Source organism: Stenotrophomonas maltophilia (assembly GCF_006974125.1).
In the GTDB taxonomy this organism is placed as follows: Bacteria; Pseudomonadota; Gammaproteobacteria; order Xanthomonadales; family Xanthomonadaceae; genus Stenotrophomonas; species Stenotrophomonas maltophilia_O.
The window spans coordinates 741200-759071 of the sequence record NZ_CP037858.1; the positions used below are offsets into that span (position 1 = coordinate 741200).

Annotated in this window: 14 protein-coding genes, 1 tRNA gene and 1 pseudogene; 6 read left to right on the plus strand and 10 right to left on the minus strand. The window is 64.2% G+C overall.

The features are described from left to right. Positions 1-674: 674 nt before the first annotated feature. The 4 genes and pseudogenes from EZ304_RS03465 to EZ304_RS03475 all read right to left on the minus strand — a co-directional run bounded on the left by EZ304_RS03465 (position 675) and on the right by EZ304_RS03475 (position 6093). Positions 675-1076: an ankyrin repeat domain-containing protein gene (locus EZ304_RS03465; protein WP_099550971.1), complete on the minus strand. Its 402-nt coding sequence runs from the start codon at positions 1074-1076 to the stop codon at positions 675-677. A gap of 436 nt (positions 1077-1512) precedes the next feature. Then, positions 1513-3321: pseudogene (locus tag EZ304_RS21255) on the minus strand (RHS repeat-associated core domain-containing protein); the annotation flags it as partial. 1424 nt (positions 3322-4745) lie between these two features. Then, the gene (locus EZ304_RS21260; RefSeq protein ID WP_428999721.1) at positions 4746-5660 is read right to left on the minus strand and encodes a DUF6531 domain-containing protein; all 915 of its coding nucleotides are present in this window, start codon (positions 5658-5660) and stop codon (positions 4746-4748) included. 343 nt (positions 5661-6003) lie between these two features. Then, positions 6004-6093, minus strand: a tRNA-Ser gene (locus EZ304_RS03475). A 124-nt stretch (positions 6094-6217) separates the two neighbouring features. Between EZ304_RS03475 and EZ304_RS03480 the strand changes: the two genes are divergently transcribed. Beyond that, complete coding sequence (locus EZ304_RS03480; protein WP_142806281.1) at positions 6218-7288, plus strand: DUF4241 domain-containing protein; 1071 nt, start codon at positions 6218-6220, stop codon at positions 7286-7288. Between the two features lie 81 nt (positions 7289-7369). Here the strand turns inward: EZ304_RS03480 and EZ304_RS03485 are convergent, their stop codons facing one another. Continuing rightward, on the minus strand, positions 7370-8362 hold the full coding sequence (locus EZ304_RS03485; protein WP_049429058.1) for a LysR family transcriptional regulator: 993 nt from the start codon (positions 8360-8362) through the stop codon (positions 7370-7372). Positions 8363-8484: 122 nt separating this feature from the next. On the opposite strand from EZ304_RS03485, the gene EZ304_RS03490 reads away from it, so the two are divergent. Both EZ304_RS03490 and EZ304_RS03495 read left to right on the plus strand, forming a co-directional pair. Continuing rightward, complete coding sequence (locus EZ304_RS03490; protein WP_099552322.1) at positions 8485-9072, plus strand: FMN-dependent NADH-azoreductase; 588 nt, start codon at positions 8485-8487, stop codon at positions 9070-9072. Positions 9073-9287: 215 nt separating this feature from the next. Continuing rightward, the gene (locus EZ304_RS03495) at positions 9288-9638 is read left to right on the plus strand and encodes a ligand-binding protein SH3 (RefSeq protein WP_142806282.1); all 351 of its coding nucleotides are present in this window, start codon (positions 9288-9290) and stop codon (positions 9636-9638) included. Between the two features lie 107 nt (positions 9639-9745). Here EZ304_RS03495 and serS read toward each other — a convergent pair whose 3' ends face one another. Next, positions 9746-11026: a serine--tRNA ligase gene (gene serS, locus EZ304_RS03500; protein WP_057500587.1), complete on the minus strand. Its 1281-nt coding sequence runs from the start codon at positions 11024-11026 to the stop codon at positions 9746-9748. Positions 11027-11139: 113 nt separating this feature from the next. On the opposite strand from serS, the gene EZ304_RS03505 reads away from it, so the two are divergent. Both EZ304_RS03505 and EZ304_RS03510 read left to right on the plus strand, forming a co-directional pair. Then, on the plus strand, positions 11140-11778 hold the full coding sequence (locus EZ304_RS03505) for an energy transducer TonB (RefSeq protein WP_099552325.1): 639 nt from the start codon (positions 11140-11142) through the stop codon (positions 11776-11778). 119 nt (positions 11779-11897) lie between these two features. Continuing rightward, positions 11898-12470: an energy transducer TonB gene (locus EZ304_RS03510; RefSeq protein WP_142806283.1), complete on the plus strand. Its 573-nt coding sequence runs from the start codon at positions 11898-11900 to the stop codon at positions 12468-12470. 214 nt (positions 12471-12684) lie between these two features. On the opposite strand, the gene aroA is transcribed toward EZ304_RS03510, so the two are convergent. From aroA to EZ304_RS03530, 4 genes are all read right to left on the minus strand, one after another. Continuing rightward, positions 12685-13992 carry a 3-phosphoshikimate 1-carboxyvinyltransferase gene (gene aroA / locus EZ304_RS03515; protein WP_142806284.1) on the minus strand — a complete coding sequence of 436 codons (1308 nt, stop codon included), beginning with the start codon at positions 13990-13992 and terminating at the stop codon, positions 12685-12687. A gap of 76 nt (positions 13993-14068) precedes the next feature. Then, on the minus strand, positions 14069-15274 hold the full coding sequence (pheA, locus tag EZ304_RS03520; RefSeq protein WP_057503311.1) for a prephenate dehydratase: 1206 nt from the start codon (positions 15272-15274) through the stop codon (positions 14069-14071). A 51-nt stretch (positions 15275-15325) separates the two neighbouring features. Further along, positions 15326-16411, minus strand: a complete 1086-nt coding sequence (gene serC, locus EZ304_RS03525; RefSeq protein ID WP_142806285.1) for a 3-phosphoserine/phosphohydroxythreonine transaminase — start codon at positions 16409-16411, stop codon at positions 15326-15328. A 230-nt stretch (positions 16412-16641) separates the two neighbouring features. Next, positions 16642-17448: an FHA domain-containing protein gene (locus EZ304_RS03530; RefSeq protein ID WP_142806286.1), complete on the minus strand. Its 807-nt coding sequence runs from the start codon at positions 17446-17448 to the stop codon at positions 16642-16644. Between the two features lie 125 nt (positions 17449-17573). Between EZ304_RS03530 and EZ304_RS03535 the strand changes: the two genes are divergently transcribed. Further along, complete coding sequence (locus EZ304_RS03535; protein ID WP_005417302.1) at positions 17574-17849, plus strand: polyhydroxyalkanoic acid system family protein; 276 nt, start codon at positions 17574-17576, stop codon at positions 17847-17849. Positions 17850-17872 lie beyond the last annotated feature (23 nt).

The following is a 17872-nucleotide window of genomic DNA, read 5'->3' on the forward strand; positions in this document are numbered from 1 at the left end:
AATGCACCGGTTTATTTTTTCACCTGACCCTCGTGACCGGATGGCTGGCCCGCAAGAGCTGTAGAAACAGAAAGCCCCTGTTTCCAGGGACTCTTCTGAACTTCTTGGCTGAAAAAGTGGGATTCGAACCCCTCAGATTTCACGCAGCTGCAGTTGATGCCCCTCCATCCTGCAAAGAGCGGTGAACGCGCAGCGATGCGCCACGGGCGGCGCCGACCTCAAGCCACCACCACTCTCATGCGTCGGGTTCCCATCGCTGCCGGAACACCCGAGCTGTCAATGACTGCATTCGCATTTGCCGCCGTGCTTTCAGCGCCTGCCCAGCATCAACCAGGAGCGCGATCGCGCAGAGGATGCGCACCAGGCCATGCTGCGAGGAACCCATTGCGATGCGCTGAAGCAAAATGTGGAGAAAAACGATGCCCGTCCTCATGCCAGGGCGGTCGGCGATCTGCTTGCGCGAGGGCGCAAGAACAAGCGGGAGTTCGATGCGTAGGTTGGGCGCACTGCATCAACAGTCGATATGAACGAGCTGATCCAACCTGGCGCGCCGGTGGAAGTGCCGCCGACGAACCACGATGGCACCTACGTGCAATGGCGCGCCATCCTGACTCCGTGATCATCTCAGGCTGCCCTGAGCTGCGGAGTGACGAGCACGCCCCAGTACCCACACCTCATCCACCTTGAACCCTCCCTGGCATCCCGCTCTCGATCTGCTCGACCAGCTCATTGAAGATGGGTCTCCTCTTCATTATCTCCAGCACCGAATCGCCCACCTCATCCAAGATCATGGGGTCCGCACCACAGGAAAGAAGATAGACAACGGCCTCGAAACCTTCATTAATCACCGCGTTCGCCATCGGCGTCAGCCCAATATCTCCGAGCACGTCAATATTGGTCACGAACGGCATCAGCTCCTTGAGCAGCTCCACGTCATTGTTGAACGCCGCTATATGCAGTGGCGTATCGTCGTCGATTCCATGGCTTTCAGGACACGTCAACTCGCAGCCTTCGAAGGCGTGGTAATCATCGAACCTCGCAAGCAGCCTCTTCAGTTCCGGATCAGTTGCACTCATCGGGACACTCCCTACGATGTCTCTCTTCAAGGATCTTCAGCTCCGCCCAATCTCTGGCGTTCACCGCAGCGTGGCGACCCCCAGGGTACTTTGGCGTCATCCATCGCATGTCCCATGAATGCCTCGCTAATGCGAGCTTTTTCATGTACTCGATTATATTCCTAAGATTCTTGCATGGATCCTCATCCCGCTTATATCCCTGCTGATTCAACTCTTTGTACTTACGGTACTCGAGGTCCCTTCGTTCCTTATCGGTCAACCACGCCGAATTCATCAGCGCCCCCAACAGCGACGCGTTGCCGATTGTCGGATCGAGCTACGCACCGAGATCCATGAACTGCGCTGCCGTTGCACTCGATGCCACAACGCCTGCGGCATCCATCTCCGAGCTCCGCCCTGTATCGGCCAGCTGTCCAGCCAAGCGCTGCAGCTCGCGAAGACCCTTTGGGTCAACGCGCTGGACAGGTCGAGCACTTACATAACTGAATGTTGAAATACCCCCAGCGAGCCCAATCGGATCGCTTTGGGAGTAGCGCCCCACTGCTGGGTCATACTCACGTTGATAGTTGTAGAACAACCCGGTCGCTTCCGTCGCCTGCTGCCCCGGGAAACGAAGTGAAAGGTCAAACTTAACGCCGTCACCGTCAGGATCCGGGTTCGGTATCTGATTACCGAATACTTCGCTCCTGCTGCTCCATTCCCATATGGCAGTGTCTCGAACAGGATCGACCACGACGCGCGGCGTTCCGAGGTGATCGGGCTGGATGTAGACCAACTCCGGAGAACCAGCGTCTGCTGAGCTGACCAATGCCACTGGATAGTCATCAAGCCAGATCGCCTGCTGCGACCGCCCTGATTCAAAGTGGTCGCCCAGCCATTGCCCGGCTTCGTCATAGAGCGTGATCTGCTTATCACCGCCGAACGGAACGCGAAGAATGCGTTCCCCCAGGTGATTGTACGCGTAGCCCTCAAGCACATTCCCGTCTTGCTTCACCGCTGCCATGCGATTGGCGTCGTTGTACACGTATTCCTTGCCTTCCACGCGAACGGTGTTGCCGGAGGCATCATGATCGCGCCCCACACCATCCACAGCTGTCAGGTGATGACTCGTCGCGGGATAGGTGTAGAGCAAGGTGCCACCCGCGGTCTTCAGCGACGTGCGGTTGCCGGAGGAATCGTATGCATAGGTTTCGATGGGCGTTGCGGTGAGCCCATCCTGAGTCTGCGTGAGGCGCCCCAGGGCATCATAGGCATAGCGGGCCATCACCTGCGAGCCACTGCCATTCTTCAGCGCAACGATGGAGCCAACGGGATCGTAGCTGTAGCTCTGGGAGAGCCCCCCGGGGGTCGGATCATTCACAGCCTGTGCGCGATAGTCGAGATCCAGAGGACGATCCAGCCGCCGACCATTGCCATACGTCCAGCCGATCACCGGACCGAAGGCGGCGTAGGCTACGTCGTTCACCACGACCTGCCGGGCCTGACCAGGCCGGGTCAGGCCGATTTGATTCACACGATCAAAGCCATCCCGGACGTAGTCGACGATGCTCCCGTCCGGGTACACCAGTGTCGCAAGGTTTCCGGATGGACTATAGGAGTATCGCACTGTCCGTGTCAGACCATTGATGGTCTGCACCTTCCGGGTGATCTGGCCAAGGCGACCGTAGCAATACAGCGTACTGCCACCAGCATGCTGCACCTGGCCGAGCCTCCCCTTTGCAAACCGCTCGTCGGCAGGGCACGACTCTGGCGCCAGGTCATAGCTGTAGCTCACGTCAAGACTGGCATCCGGGTAGGCGATTCCAATCACCCGATCCAGAGCATCGTACTGATACGAAGCAGTAACGCCACGGGCATCGGTGAACGTCCGACGGTTGCCGCCAGAGTCAACCGTGTACTGACTGGCACCGCTGTCTGGGCTGACTTGCCCAGTCAGGTCGCCAAAGGCGTTGTAGGAATAGGTTGTAGACAGCCCCTTGGGATCAGTTACCCGGATCACCTGGTCCATGGCGTTGTAGTGCGTACGGACTTCCACATCCAAACCGCCAACGTCCTGAAGGGACAGCACAAGGCGATTCAATGGATCGTATTGCTGCCGGCTCTTGCGACCCAGAGCATCGGTCCTGGAAGCGATGTTACCGTTGGCGTCGTAGGAATAATCGGTGGGGTTGGCGCCGGAATCTGCCTCTGTGGTCAATTGCCCGAACTGGTTGTAGATCCGGCTGAGCGCCCGCTTCAGCACGCCATTGACGTCCCGTGTCTCTTCCACGACTCGATTCCCTGCATTGTCCAGGACGAATGTGATTGAGTTTCCTTGGCTATCGGAAATCGCCGTCAATCGGTGGGCTACGTCGTAGGAGTAGGAAACAGAGGATCCATCTGGCTGCGTTACCCGCTTGACGAGGCCTGTGGGCCAGTAGTCGAGGCGAGTGGTGCGTGCGCCAGCGCCGGATGCCGAATCAAATCTGACAATGGTTGGCCGGCCACGTGGATGGTACGCAATCTCGGTAACGATGCCATTGGGGTCTTTGACAGACGTCGGTCTTCCAGCCCCGTCATAGGCGAGCAGCTCGGAGATGTGACCCGCTGCATTGATGACCTTCCAGAGGTCGCCTTTCCTGTAGAGGCATGAGCCGGAGCCCGTGGCGCAGCCTGCATCACTGCTGGGATAGTAGATATAGGACGTCGTGTCAGTGACATCCAATCGGGGTCCGTCGACCTGGGTAAGCAGACCGAGCAATGGGCACCGCCCTGCCGCCACATCGTCCGCTTCGCAGTAGGTGCTCGTTGTGGTTCGCGCCTCGCCCGTCGCCGGATCGACCTGCGTAGCAGCGAGCGCTTGCCCCCGTGCGTTATAGGTCCAGGTGGACCTGGATACCAATACGTTCGCCGCATCAAGAATGCGGCGCTCGACCGGCACCCTCAAACTTGGATGCCAGTCGGTCTGCACGATTCGCCGCAGACCCGTTGCATCGTTGGCAGCTTCGACACGCTGGACTTCGAGCAGGCGCGCGTTGTGACTGAATGTTGTCTCGTTACCGGCAAAGTCCACCGATGACTGCACCATGCCATTCCCATCATAGGTCTTGGCCCTGGCGGTGTTGCTACACCCCAGACACAGCTCATCGAGGGACGCGAGCCGGGCGACACGATGCTTCACATCGAAGCCATAGTGGCGCACCTTCCCCAAGCTGTCGGTGACAGTCGTCGTGCCATCGTCATTGAACGCTAGCAAGGTTCTATCGATGGTACCCGTCGCGTAGTCACCGTGGACACTCAAAACACCACGCCGATAGCCATCGTAACCCCAGCTCGCGTAGCGCTGACCACTTTCATCGGTGATGCCCGTCAACGTGTGGGGCTGGGAAACACCAGTCGTCTGATCCAATTCGTTGTAGTGGTAGCGACGGACGGACTCACCGGCTGGCGCTTCCGGATAGGAAACGCTGACCAGATCCCCATCGGCGTAGCCATATCGGATAGCACGCCCGGTTGGCAACGTGACCGATGCGACCATTTGATCCTTGTACGTGAAGACCAGACTTCGCCCTTCGGGGTCGGTTACCTTCTCCAGCCTCTTGATGCCATCCGCATAAGCATTGGACAGTACCTGTCGATGACCGCCAAGATCGGTGATCGATGTGAGCAGACCATCACGATCATAGGTTTCTACAGTGCCGTCGCCGCGCGAATAGGTGAACGAGCTGAGTGCCCTCCACTCATGAAAACACTGATCCTACCTGCAACATCTGCATCGCTCAGCCACTCATCGCCAACGCGAGTGAAGCTCTGCCGCGCTCCATTTGAGCGCCGCGCAATGATCCGATACATCACATAGTTGCCATCCGTCACCGGATAAAGGCGTGCTGAGTACGAATGCGTCCAACCCACCCCCATCGGCAGAGGATCACCTTCAAGCGCCCGACCGCTGTTGTATGTCCTCTCCAGGCTCAGCGGGAAGACGCCCGCACCAACAAAGTCGACTTCATGCTGCCGCTTGTTGCCGGTGGCGCTGTCAATGGGATTGCTTCCGTTGCCTCCCGCAATGAGACAATTGCTGTCGCATTTCGGTGAGCCGTACTCGCCAGTTTCAGGATCCTCGAGACCGGGAAGCGGATACTCGGGTGGGCCGTCTTTCTGAACGCATCGCCCTGCGCGCCTGCTCCACTTCTCCTCGGAAGGACACCCAAACCCCCAAGCTGCCACATGCAATCGTGACTGCCCCACAGGACGCATGAAAGCGTGAGGTCCAGGCGGGTTTCCGATCCAACCGACCCCATATCCAGGTGCGCAATAGTTGTGCCCAGCGTATGCAGGCAGTGTTGCCTGGCATGTAGCCATTGCCTGCTGCATAGACGTGTATGCACGCGCTGCAGGGGACATCGCACAGCCCGCCACAAAGAGAAGCGTAATCATCAGCCGAGCGGCAAGCCAGCTGATACCTGCTTCAGAAAGAAATGTACCCGGACTTCCCCGTCGGATCTTCCTCATGACCTTACCTCTTCCTTGAAATTGCCGATCGAACTTGCCTAGCAACAGCATTTCGCAGCGGGTACGGAGGCTTCGACATGTACATAGGACCATATCGATGCAGCGCTGCCCGTCGCTCCGATCCAACTGTGCTGCTATCCATTGCCAACCATCAGCTGATGCTTCCAGTCGGCAGGCGGGGCAACAAGCATCTTGAGGAAGCTACACGATGCCCGCATCAATGACATTGCCCATAAGCGTCAACTGAGACAATTGGCAGCGAATCTGGGCATAGCCGAACGAGATCGACCCACCAGTTCGTGCAGCAATATCCGGCACAACCGGAGTCAGACTGATGACACGAGCCCTCAACTGACGGCATTCGCCCACGAGATCCTTCTCGCACTGTCCGGAAAAACAAAAGAGCCCCTGTTTCCAGGGGCTCTTCTGAACTTCTTGGCGGAGAGAGTGGGATTCGAACCCACGGAAGGTTTGACCCTTCGCCGGTTTTCAAGACCGGTGCCTTAAACCGCTCGGCCATCTCTCCAATCGGGTCCCGGTCGCCCGGGCAGCGCCGTATTCTCGCACGTGAAGGCCATTTGCCCAAGACCACCCTTGCCCCCGCCCTTCGCATCCGGCACGGTGGGGCCTCCACTGCAATCGGAGCCCCCATGGCCCATCTCGATCTGGCCAACCTGCGCACCACCCTGCTGGACGACACCCAGCTGGCCGCAGTGGCCCTGCACCGTACGTTCGCCGGGCACCTGCCGGTCAGCAGTGGGCATCTGGTGGTCTGCGATCCACTGGTCCAGGCCGAGGCGCCTGCGCTGGCCGACTACACCGCCCCGCTGGGCCGGCATCCGGTCGAGATCATCGTGCACAGCAGCCGCCCGGCGCTGGCCGTGGTCTGGTTCAAGCCTCGCGAATCCCTCACTGCGTCTGCCCTGCACTGGCAGATGGCGCGCTGGACCACGCAGGACCTGACCGGATTGGATGAGGACAGCTTCATCGGCTACCCGGTCGACGCCGGCATCGGCTGCTTCATGGATACCGACACCCAGCAGGCACTGCTGGCCCTGATCGAACAGGCCGATGGCGACGAAGGCAGCGAGTGGTCTGATGCACTGATCGACCATGACGGCCTGGATGAGGGCGCCGAATACCACCCCTGGGGCGAGGACTCACCACACGGCCTGGTCGTATTCACCAGCGGCTGGGGCGACGGCGTCTATCCCAGCTACTGGGCGCTGGATACGTCCGGCATTCCGGTCGCTCTGGTCACCGATTTCCTGTGCATCCAGGGCGGTGATGGGCGCGACGAGCGCGAGATCGCCGACCAGGCCTATCGCGACGGTCTTCCGCCCGAAGAAGCCGAAGCACTGGCACGACTGGTAGCGGCGGTGGAACGCGATGACGCGAACGTACTGCGCGACCTGCTGAAGGATGCGCCACAGCGTGCCAACCAGATCGAGCCCGGATGCGGCGGCACCGCCGTGTTCGAGGCGATCCGTCTGGACCGTCCGCAGGCATTGCGGGTGCTGCTGCAGGGCGGCGCGTTGCCGGCAATGCCCGAGCGCCTGCACATGAGCAAGGTGACCAGTTACCTGGACTACGCGCGCTTCCTGAAGAAGCCACGCAGCGCGGAACTGATGGCGGTGCTGGAAGCACCGGTCATTGCCGAGCCCACACCGGCCGCACCGCCGCGGCGCGGCTTCTGGGACCGGCTGTTCGGCCGGAACTGACCGGGGCCGGAAAGCAGCAACGCCGGGCATGGCCCGGCGCTGCCGTTTCACAGATTGGCAGTGCAGGTGCGGGGAGGTGCCTCAGCCCGCATCCACTGCCAACGCGCCCAATGCACTGGCCTTGATCCGCTCCTTGGCCTTCTCACAGGCACCATCGCAATGCAGGCGCGAGGCCTCCAGCTGCGGCGGCAGGTGCTCGGCCAGGAAGTCGATGAACACGCGCACCGCCGGCAGCAGGCCACGGCGCGAGGCGAACACGGCATGGCACACGCCCTGCGGCAGCGACCAGTCCGGCAACACCACTTCCAGCTCGCCATTGCGCACGGCATCGGCGCACACGGTTTCCGGCAGCATGGTGATGCCGAAGCCGTCCTTCACCATGCTCTGCAGCAACGGGAAGTCGAAACCGGCCACGCGCGGCTGCAGGTCGACCCGGCGCACTTCGCCTTCGGGGCCGTGCAGCTCCCAGCGCTGGCGGGCTTCGTCTTCGCTGATGCTGAGGGTGACATGCTGGGTCAGCTCTTCCGGGTCCTTCGGCCGACCGGCGCGGTCCAGGTACTTCGGGCTGGCCACCAGCAGTTCCTGCACCTGGCCGAAGCTGCGCATCACCAGGCTGCCATCGTCGTCCAGGCGCGAACGCACGCGCAGGGCCACATCGTAGCCTTCGTTGATGATGTCCACGCGGCGGTTGCTGATGTTCAGCTGCAGGCGCACCTTCGGGTACTGCTCAAGGAACTTGGGCAGCAGCTTGGGCAGCTGCATCTGCGCCAGCGACACCGGCACGCTGGCACGCACCACGCCGCGCGGTTCCGCGCTGAGGCGGTCCACCACTTCACGTGCGGCCTGTGCCTCGGCCAGCATCGTCTGCGCGTGGCGGTGCACGCTGGTGCCGACATCGGTAACCGCGAAACGACGCGTGGAGCGCTGCAGCAGGCGTACGCCCAGGTCGGTTTCCAGCTGGCTGATGCGGCGGCTCAGGCGCGACTTGGGGATACCCAGTGCGCGCTCGGCGGCGGCGAACCCGCCGTGGTCGACCACCATCGCGAAGTAGTACAGATCATTCAGGTCATGCATGCCCGAGTTCCATATCTAGAACAATACGTGGCATTCAACCACCTTTATTCCGTCTTTGCAACAACCTATCGTTCTCTCCGTCGGCGGCAAGCCCGCCACCTCTCCCGAACATAGGTACTGCCATGAAGCTTCTGCACATCGACGCCAGCGTGCTTGGCGACAACTCCGTCTCCCGCCACCTGACCGCCGCCGTGGTGGCCCAGTTCACGCAGCAGATCGACGGCCTGCAGGTTGATTATCGCGATCTTGACGCCAATCCGGTACCGCATCTGCGCAGCGGATCGCTTGCCAAGACCGACGCTGCCGAAGCCGCCGATGCTGAACAGGTACTCGAGCAGTTCCTGGCGGCCGACATCGTGGTGATCGGCGCGCCGATGTACAACTTCAGCATTCCGTCCACCCTGAAAGCCTGGATCGACCGTGTGGCCGTGGCCGGGCGCACCTTCAAGTACACCGAGAACGGCCCGATCGGCCTGGCCGGTGGCAAGCGGGTGATCATCGCCAGCAGCCGTGGCGGCATCTACACCGATTCGCCCGCGGACTTCCAGGAGCCGTTCCTGCGCCAGACGTTTGCCTTCTGGGGCATCAACGATGTCGAGTTCGTACGCGCCGAAGGCATTGCCTACTCGCCGCAGCACCGCGAAGACGCCATTGCTGGCGCACTGGCTGCGCTGCCGTCGCACGAAGCGGCCGAAGCCGCCGCTGCATAAGCGTTCCAGCGTTCGGCGCCGCTCTCTCCTCGTCGAGGCGCTGAACGCGGGCCGGGATCCCCTCCCCCATCCCGGCCCACCCTGGCGGCCCCGCTTTGCGGGGCCGTTTTTTTCCGGCCTGGGGGCTGCGCCCTCCACGCATGGCTTGGATCTACTGCACGCGTGCGTGGATTCCGTGCCATGCGCGGCGCTCACCAGAACGTTAGGCTGGGGCGATGGATTACATCGTGACGGCTGCGCACCGCAGCGAATTTCCGCACCCGATCACCCTGCGCCGTGGCCAGGCACTGGTGGTGGGCGAACGCTATGAAGGCCCCGAGGGCTGGGAAGACTGGTTCCTGTGCGAAGCCGAAGGGCAGCAGCCTGGATTCGTACCGGCGCCGGTAATCGGCCGCGACGCGCAGGGTGGCGCATTTGCCACGGAGGACTACTGCGCTCGGGAACTGGATGTGGATCCCGGGCAACTGCTGCGCGGGGAGCGCACGCTCAATGGCTGGGCGTGGTGCGTGCCGGCGACGGGCGAACCGGGATGGGTGCCGTTGGAGAAGCTGCGCGCTGTGGAGTGATCACGGTGGTTCATCCTCGCATGGCGTGGATTCGGTGCCGTGCAAGCACGGCACCCACCCGAGCCACAGCGGCGCCATGCAAGCATGGCACCCGCCCGATCAGGGAATCAGGCGATGGTTTCCAGGCCGCCCATGTACGGGCGCAGGGCCTCCGGCACGGTGATGCTGCCGTCGGCGTTCTGGTAGTTCTCCATCACCGCGATCATCGCACGGCCAACCGCCACGCCCGAGCCGTTCAGCGTGTGCGCCAGTTCCGGCTTGCCCGTGGCGGGGTTACGCCAGCGCGCCTGCATGCGGCGGGCCTGGAAATCACCACAGTTCGAGCACGAGGAGATCTCGCGGTAGGTCTCCTGCGACGGCAGCCAGACTTCCAGGTCGTAGGTCTTCACCGCCGAGAAGCCCATGTCGCCGGTGCACAACAGCACCTTGCGGTACGGCAGGCCCAGCTTTTCCAGCACCACTTCGGCGCAGCGGGTCATGCGCTGGTGCTCGGCGTCGCTGTCTTCCGGGCGGCTGATCGAGACCAGCTCGACCTTCTCGAACTGGTGCTGGCGGATCATGCCGCGTACATCGCGGCCACCGCTGCCAGCCTCGGCACGGAAGCACATCGAGTGGGCGGTCATGCGCAGCGGCAGGCGCTCGGCATCGACGATCTCGTCACGCACGATGTTGGTCAGCGGCACTTCCGAAGTCGGGATCAGGTAGCGCGTGGAGTCGCCCACGGCGGTCTTGAACAGGTCGTCCTCGAACTTCGGCAGCTGGCTGGTGCCGCGCAGCGAATCGGCGTTGACCAGCAGCGGCACGTTGGTTTCCTCGTAGCCGTGCTCACCGGTGTGCAGGTCAACCATGAACTGGGCCAGCGCACGGTGCAGGCGCGCGATCGGGCCGCGCAGCACGGTGAAGCGCGAGCCGGACAGCTTGGCAGCAGTCTCGCCGTCCAGCCAGCCGTTGCGGGCGCCCAGTTCGACGTGGTCCAGCACCTTGAAGTCGAACTGGCGCGGGGTACCCCAACGCGCCTGCTCGACGTTGTCGTTCTCGTCGGCACCGGCCGGCACGTCATCGGCCGGCAGGTTCGGTATGCCCATCGAGATCGCTTCGATCTTCTCGCGCAGTTCATCCAGCGCCACTTCCGAGGCCTTCAGCTCGTCGGCGAAGGCGGCAACCTCGGCCATGATGGCCGAAACGTCCTCGCCCTTGGCCTTGGCCTGGCCGATGGCCTTGGAACGGCTGTTGCGCAGGCTCTGCAGCTCCTGGGTACGCACCTGGATGCGCTTGCGATCGGCCTCCAGGGACTCCAGGGCAGACACGTCGAGCTCGAAGCCACGGCTGGTGCGCAGGCGTTCGGCGAGGTCGGCGGGCTGGTGGCGGAGCAGGGCTGGATCAAGCATGGCAGGTGTCGTGGTGGGTATCAGGGATGGGATTATCGCTTGTTATACGGATTTCTGCCGCCCGGTTCATTCCCGCCGTGGCAGAATCGAGCCATTCCGTACTGGTCCGGTCCATGTCTGCACCCCGCTCGTCGTCCGCCAAGTCGTTCACTGTGCATATCCCGCGCAATGCCCTGAAGATCGCCGGTATCGCCTTCGGGGTGGGCGTGCTGCTGTTCGTGCTGGTCTGGCTGACCGGTCGCGACAAGGAGTTCTTCCGCGCCGATCCTGCCGCCCAGACGCCGCAGGAAACCGCCCAGATCGAGCCCCTGCCGGAGCCGTTGGCCGCTGCGGCCGGTTCCAGCGACATGCCCGATGCCAAGCCGGCCCCGGTCGAGGAAGAAGCGCCGAAGCTGGTCGAAACCGCTCCCCCGCCGCCCGCCCCCGTGGCTGAAGCAGCCCCGGCTGCGCCGGGCCCTGCACCTGCGGCCACCGGCAACAGCCAGCCGATGCCGATTGCCGGTCAGTCGCCGCCACCGGCCTACCCGGCCGCCGCGCTCCGCGCCGGCGAGACCGGCACCGTGGTGGTGCGGGTGGACGTGGACGCCACTGGCTACCCGAACAACGCCACCGTGATCCAGCGCAGTGGCTCACGCGAGCTCGACCGTGCCGCCACCGACGCCGTGCGTCGCTGGCGCTTCACTCCGGCGCAGAGCAACGGCCAGGCCGTACCCGGCAGCATCGAAGTGCCGTTCGACTTCAAGACGCAGTAACTGAACGCTTCCCGGCAGGCAAACTGAACCCTGCCGGTGGCGTTGACGCAACGCTGACACTTCTCGTCCGTGGCTCGCGCAACACTTCCCACGTCGTCCATTGACGGAAGGAGTTAGCGATGACTGCCACCACCCACGAAGACCTTCATTCGCCGCATCTGCAGGAGGATTCCAGCCTGCAGCACAAACCCACGTCGCCCTGGATGTGGATCGCGCTGATCGTGGCGATGTTTGCTGCTGCCCTGCTTTGGCTGCGTCATTCGAACCAGGAAGACGTGGCACCGGCGCCGGTCGGTGAGCGCATGCTTCCAGCCCCCGAGCAGGCAGTGGTGACAGATGCGGCGGCTCCTGCCGCGCGCCAGGCAGCCCCGGCTACAGCTTCGCGGAAGGCCGCGCCGGCAGTGCGCAATCGTGAGGCCCGCCCGCTCGCCAGCAACCGCATGCCCACCTACCCCGCCGCCGCGCTGCGTAGTGGCGTGCAGGGCAGCGTGATCGCCAGCCTGAGTGTCGATACCCGCGGCAACGTCGCCAATGCTGCGATCGTTTCGCGCAGCGGCGAGCGCAGTCGCGATCTGGACCGCGCGGTGCTGGGCACTGTGCAGAACTGGAAGTTCCAGCCGGCGATGCACGAAGGCCGTGCCGTCGCCAGCGTGGTGCGGGTCCCGGTGGATTTCCGAACCGAGCAGCGTTGATCGCGGACGAGGGGTTCGTGATGTTTAGACGGAGGCTTCGGCCTCCGTCCTTTTATATGCGGGAAAGCGTGCCAACCAAGGTTGGCACCTACCGGGTGATGTGAGTGTGCCGACCAAGGACGGCACCTACCGGGTGATGTGAGTGTGCCGACCAAGGTCGGCACCTACCAAGACGCGCGATCCGCTGGGCATGGCCCGGCGGCCGCGGTGCCGGTCAGGCCAGGTTGAACCCGGCGCTGCGCGCCAGGCCGTCGAAATCCGGGAAGGACGTGGCGACGTTGGCGATATCGTTGATGCGTACTTCGCCGTCGCTGATCTGGCCGGCGATGGCAAACGCCATGGCGATGCGATGGTCTCCATGGCTTTCGATGGTGCCGCTGCCCAGGCGCACGCCGCCATGCAGGGTGGCACCGTCTTCGGTTTCGTCCACCTGCATGCCCAGCGCACGCAGGCCGGTGGCCATCGCCGCAAGGCGGTCGGATTCCTTCACCCGCAGCTCGGCCGCACCGCTCACCACGGTCTGCCCTTCGGCGGCGGCAGCGGCCACGAACAGCGCCGGGAACTCATCGATCATGTCCGGCACCAGCGCTTCCGGGATACGTGCACCCTTCAACTGAGCGTAGCGCACCACCAGATCAGCGACGGGCTCACCGCCCTGCTCGGCCGGATTCTCTTCGGTGATGTCCGCGCCCATCAGGCGCAGCGCATGCAGCAGGCCGGTGCGACGCGGGTTCAGGCCGACCTGCTTCAGGCGCAGCTCGGAACCGGGAATGATGCTGGCGGCCACCAGGTAGAACGCCGCAGACGAGAAGTCGGCCGGCACCACGATGTCCGTGGCGCGCAGGCGCTGGCCGCCACGCAGGCGCGCCCTGCCCGGCGAGAATTCAATGTCCACTCCGAACGCCGACAGCATGCGTTCGGTGTAGTCACGAGTCGGGTGCGGTTCGGTTACCCGGGTTTCGCCCTGCGCGTACAGGCCGGCCAACAGCACCGCCGACTTGATCTGTGCGCTGGCCACCGGCGAGGCAAAGTCGATGCCCTGCAGCGACTGGCCACCATGCACGTGCAGCGGGGGCGTGCCGTCATCCTGGGTATCAATCTTCGCGCCCATCTGCGACAGCGGGCCGGTGACGCGGCGCATCGGGCGGCCGGACAGCGATTCATCGCCGATCAGTGTGCAGTCGAACGCCTGGCCCGCCAGCAGGCCGGCCAGCAGGCGCATGCCGGTACCGGCGTTGCCGCAGTCCAGCGGTGCCTCCGGCGCTTTCAGGCCGTCGATGCCGACGCCATGCACGACGCGCTGCGACGGGCTGGGCGTTTCGATGCGCACGCCGAGCTGGCTGAAGATGCGCGCAGTGGCGCGGGTGTCTTCGCCTTCCAGGAAGCCTTCGATATGCGAGGTACCATCGGCCAGCGCGGCGAACATCACCGAGCGGTGCGAGACCGACTTGTCGCCGGGAATGGTCAGGCTGCCCTGCAGCGGCTGGCCCTTGCGGGCGATCCAGTGTTGCGCGTTGCTCATCGTTCGATCATTCCGTAAACGCCGGCAGCGCCGGCGATGCATCAGGGAGCGGTGGCCAGGGCCACCGCAGCAGCACTCAGGGCACGGCCACCGGATAGGAGCCCAGCACCTTGATCTGCGCCGAGTGCGCTTCCAGTTCGGCCAGCGCGGCCTGCATCGGCGCATCGTCGATGTGGCCGGCCAGGTCGATGAAGAAGCCGTATTCCCACTTGCCGTGGTGCGACGGCCGCGACTCGATGCGGTTCATGCTGATGCCGTGGCGGGCGAACGGGCTGAGCACGTCGAACAGCGCACCGGGCTTGTCATGGATGAACACCAGCACCGACGTGCGGTCATGACCGGAGGTCGGGAAGATGTTGCGGCCCACCACCAGGAAGCGGGTGGTGTTGTCGGCATCGTTCTGGATCGGCTTGGTGACCACCTTCTTCAGGCCGTACACATGGCCGGCGCTCTCGCCGCCGATGGCCGCCGCGTCGTCGGCGTTGCGCGCACGGCGTGCACCTTCGGCATTGCTGGATACCGGAATTTTCTCGGCCTTCGGCAGGTTGGCGCGCAGCCACGCCGAGGTCTGCATGAACGACTGCGGGTGCGCGTAGATGCGCTCGATGTCCTCGATGCGGCCGCTGCGCGACATCAGGTACTGCTGCACACGCAGTTCCACTTCGCCACAGATCTTCAGGTTCGAGGTCAGGAACATGTCCAGGGTGATCTGGATGGTGCCCTGCCCCGAATTCTCCACCGGCACCACGCCGAAATCGGCGTTGCCCGCTTCCACTTCCTGGAACACTTCCTCGATGCTGGCCATCGGCAGGCCCAGCGCGGAGCGGCCGAAGTGCTTGAGCACGGCCTGCTGGCTGAAGGTGCCCTCCGGGCCGAGGTAACCGATCTTCAGCGGCTCCTGCTGGGCCAGGCAGGCCGACATGATCTCGCGGTAGACGTGCACCAGCAGCTCATCGCTGAGCGGGCCTTCGTTGCGATCGACCACCATGCGCAGCACCTGCGCTTCGCGCTCGGGGCGGTAGTAGTCCACGGCGGCAGCCAGCTTGCCCTTGGCCTTGCCGACCTGGTGGGCGAAGCGCGCGCGCTCGGCGATCAGGTTCTGGATGTCGCGGTCGATCTGGTCGATCTTCGAGCGCACATCGGCCAGCGCCAGCGGCGCCAGGGTGGGCGCCGGGTTCGACGCGGCCTTGGACGTGCTCTTGCCCTTGGCCTTGGTGGAGGCGCTGTCCTTGGCCGGTTCGGCCTTCTTCGGCGCCTTCTTGCTGGATTTGCTGCTTGCCATCGGAATTCCCTGTTGCGGGGCACGCACCCGACGGTGCGCGCCGTTCATTGCTCAACCGTGACGCTTCTGGAAATCGGCCATGAAGGCGACCAGCGCCTCGGCCCCCGCCAGCGGCATGGCGTTGTACAGCGAGGCCCGGATGCCGCCGACCACCTTGTGGCCCTTCAGCGCCAGCAGGCCGGCGGCCTTGGCTTCGGCGACGAAGCGGGCGTCGAGCTCGGCATCGGGCAGGAAGAACGGGATGTTCATCCGCGAACGGGCCGCATGTGCGACCTCATTGCGGTAGAAGCCGCCGGAGCCGTCGATGGCGCCGTATACCAGCGCGGCCTTGGCGGCGTTGCGCTTGGCGAACTCGGTCACGCCGCCCTCGGCCAGCATCCACTTGAACACCAGCCCGGCCAGGTACCAGTTCCAGGTCGGTGGCGTGTTGAGCATCGAATCGCGGGCGACGTGCGAGCGGTAGTCGAAGATGTCCGCGCGCGGCTGGCCACTGCGCTCGAGCAGGTCGCGGCGGATGATCATCACCGCGATGCCGACCGGGCCGAGGTTCTTCTGCGCGCCGGCGTAGATCACGCCATAGCGGCGCACGTCCAGCGGCTCGCTGGCGATGGACGAGCTGAAATCGGCGATCAGCGGGACGTTGCCGGTGTCGGGTACATCACGGAACTCGACACCGTGGATGGTCTCGTTGGCGGTGATGTGCACGTAGGCGGCATCGGGAGACAGCTGCCAGTCGGCACGCGCCGGCAACTCGCGGTAGCCGTTGGCCTCGCTGCTGGCGGCAATGTTCACGTCTGCATAGACGCCAGCCTGCTTGACCGCGGTCTTGCCCCAGTGGCCACTGACCACGTAGTCGGCGCGCTGGCCGGGGGCTGCGAAGTTCAGCGGGATCAGCGCCTGTTGGGTGGTGGCACCACCGGACAGGAACAGCACCGCATAGTCGTCAGGGATATCGAGCAGGCGACGCAGATCGGCCTCAGCCTCGGCGGCCACGGACATGAATTCCGCGCCGCGATGGCTCATTTCCACGATCGAGGCGCCGGACCCGTGCCAGTCCAGCATTTCCGCCTGCGCCTGGCGCAGGACCGATTCCGGCAAGGTCGCAGGGCCGGCACTGAAGTTGAACGCGCGCGTCATGTCACACCTGTGGGGCAAGACCCCTAGTATGCCGCAGTGCACCAGCCTTGCGGCCTTGTGGCGCAAGGGAAATTTGGTTTCATTGGAATCCATTGGCCGCGCGCACAGCACCGGTAGCCGCCAACCTTGGTTGGCGTACGCCGCAAGGCGTCATGCGCGGGTGGAGCCTGCCAACCAAGGTTGGCATCAGCGAAGGCCGGTAGCGCCGGGCCATGCCCGGCGGAAGCAGATCAGCGCGCGCCGAACCAGAGCAGCAGGCTGAGCAGCGCGGCCAGCAGCAGCGCACTGGCCAGCAGCCACGGCCAGCGCCGGACCCGGCGCGGCGCAACCGGCAGCACCGGCGCCTGCTCGGCGTCCTCGCTGGACTCGTCCTCGGCTGGCAGCGGCCGCCGACGTGGGTCATGCGGCACCTCCAGCACGAATCGGTGCTGGCCATCGAACACCACCTGGTCGCCCGCCTGCAGCCAGCAGTGGCGCACGGCCACACCGTTGACCCGGGTGCCGTCGGCACTGCCCAGGTCACGCAGCAGCACGCGCTCGCCATGCACTTCCACACGGGCGTGCTGTTCGGCGAAGGCCGGTTCATTGATCTCGATGTCGGCGTCGCCGCCGCGACCGACCAAGCGGGTTCGCGACAGGGTGAAGCTGCGGCCATGGTGCAGTCCGCCGACGCCGCGCAGCAGACGCTGCTGCTCATCGGAGCCATCGTCATTCTTCGGTGCAGGCGCCTGCAGCAGGCTCTCCACCTCACCCTGCAGGACCATCTCCACGCCATCCACGTACACCGCATCGCCTGCACGCAGCAGCGCCATGCGCCGCACCGGGCGGCCGTTCACGTGGATGCCGCGGATGCCGTTGCCGACCTGCAGCCAGAGACCGCGTTCGTCCATGCAGAACTGCGCCAGCAGCAGGGCACCGTTGCCGGCATCGCCGAGCCGCACACTGCCGTTGGCCTGGCGCACGATGCGTTGCACCCCGGGCCTCAGCGGCTGGTCGGGCTGTTGTTGTTGACTGAAGTGAACAAGCAGGTTCTGCACGCGGCGCAGCCTAGCAGGTTGGCCGCCAACGAAGAAGAACCTGCGATGAGTGCTTGGCGCGACGGCCCTCGATGCGCACAATGCTCGCCCTCATTGACCATCCCCGCCCTGCGCCAGGAGCCCGTATGTCCACCATCGATGTCCGCCACGCCCACGCCCTGCCCGACGCACAGGCGCGCGCCGCGATCGAACAGGTTGCCGCCAAGTTGTCCGAGCGCTTCGGCCTGAAGTCGTCCTGGACCGCCGACGTGCTGAACTTCTCCGGCAGCGGCGTGGATGGTGCGATCGAGCTGCAGCCGGGCGCCGTGCGCGTGACCGCCAAGCTGGGTTTCCTGCTGTCGGCGATGAAAGGCATGGTCGAAGGCGAGATCCAGCGCGTGCTGAAGGAAAAGCTGGGCTGAACCCCGGCGGCGGCCGTCACGGC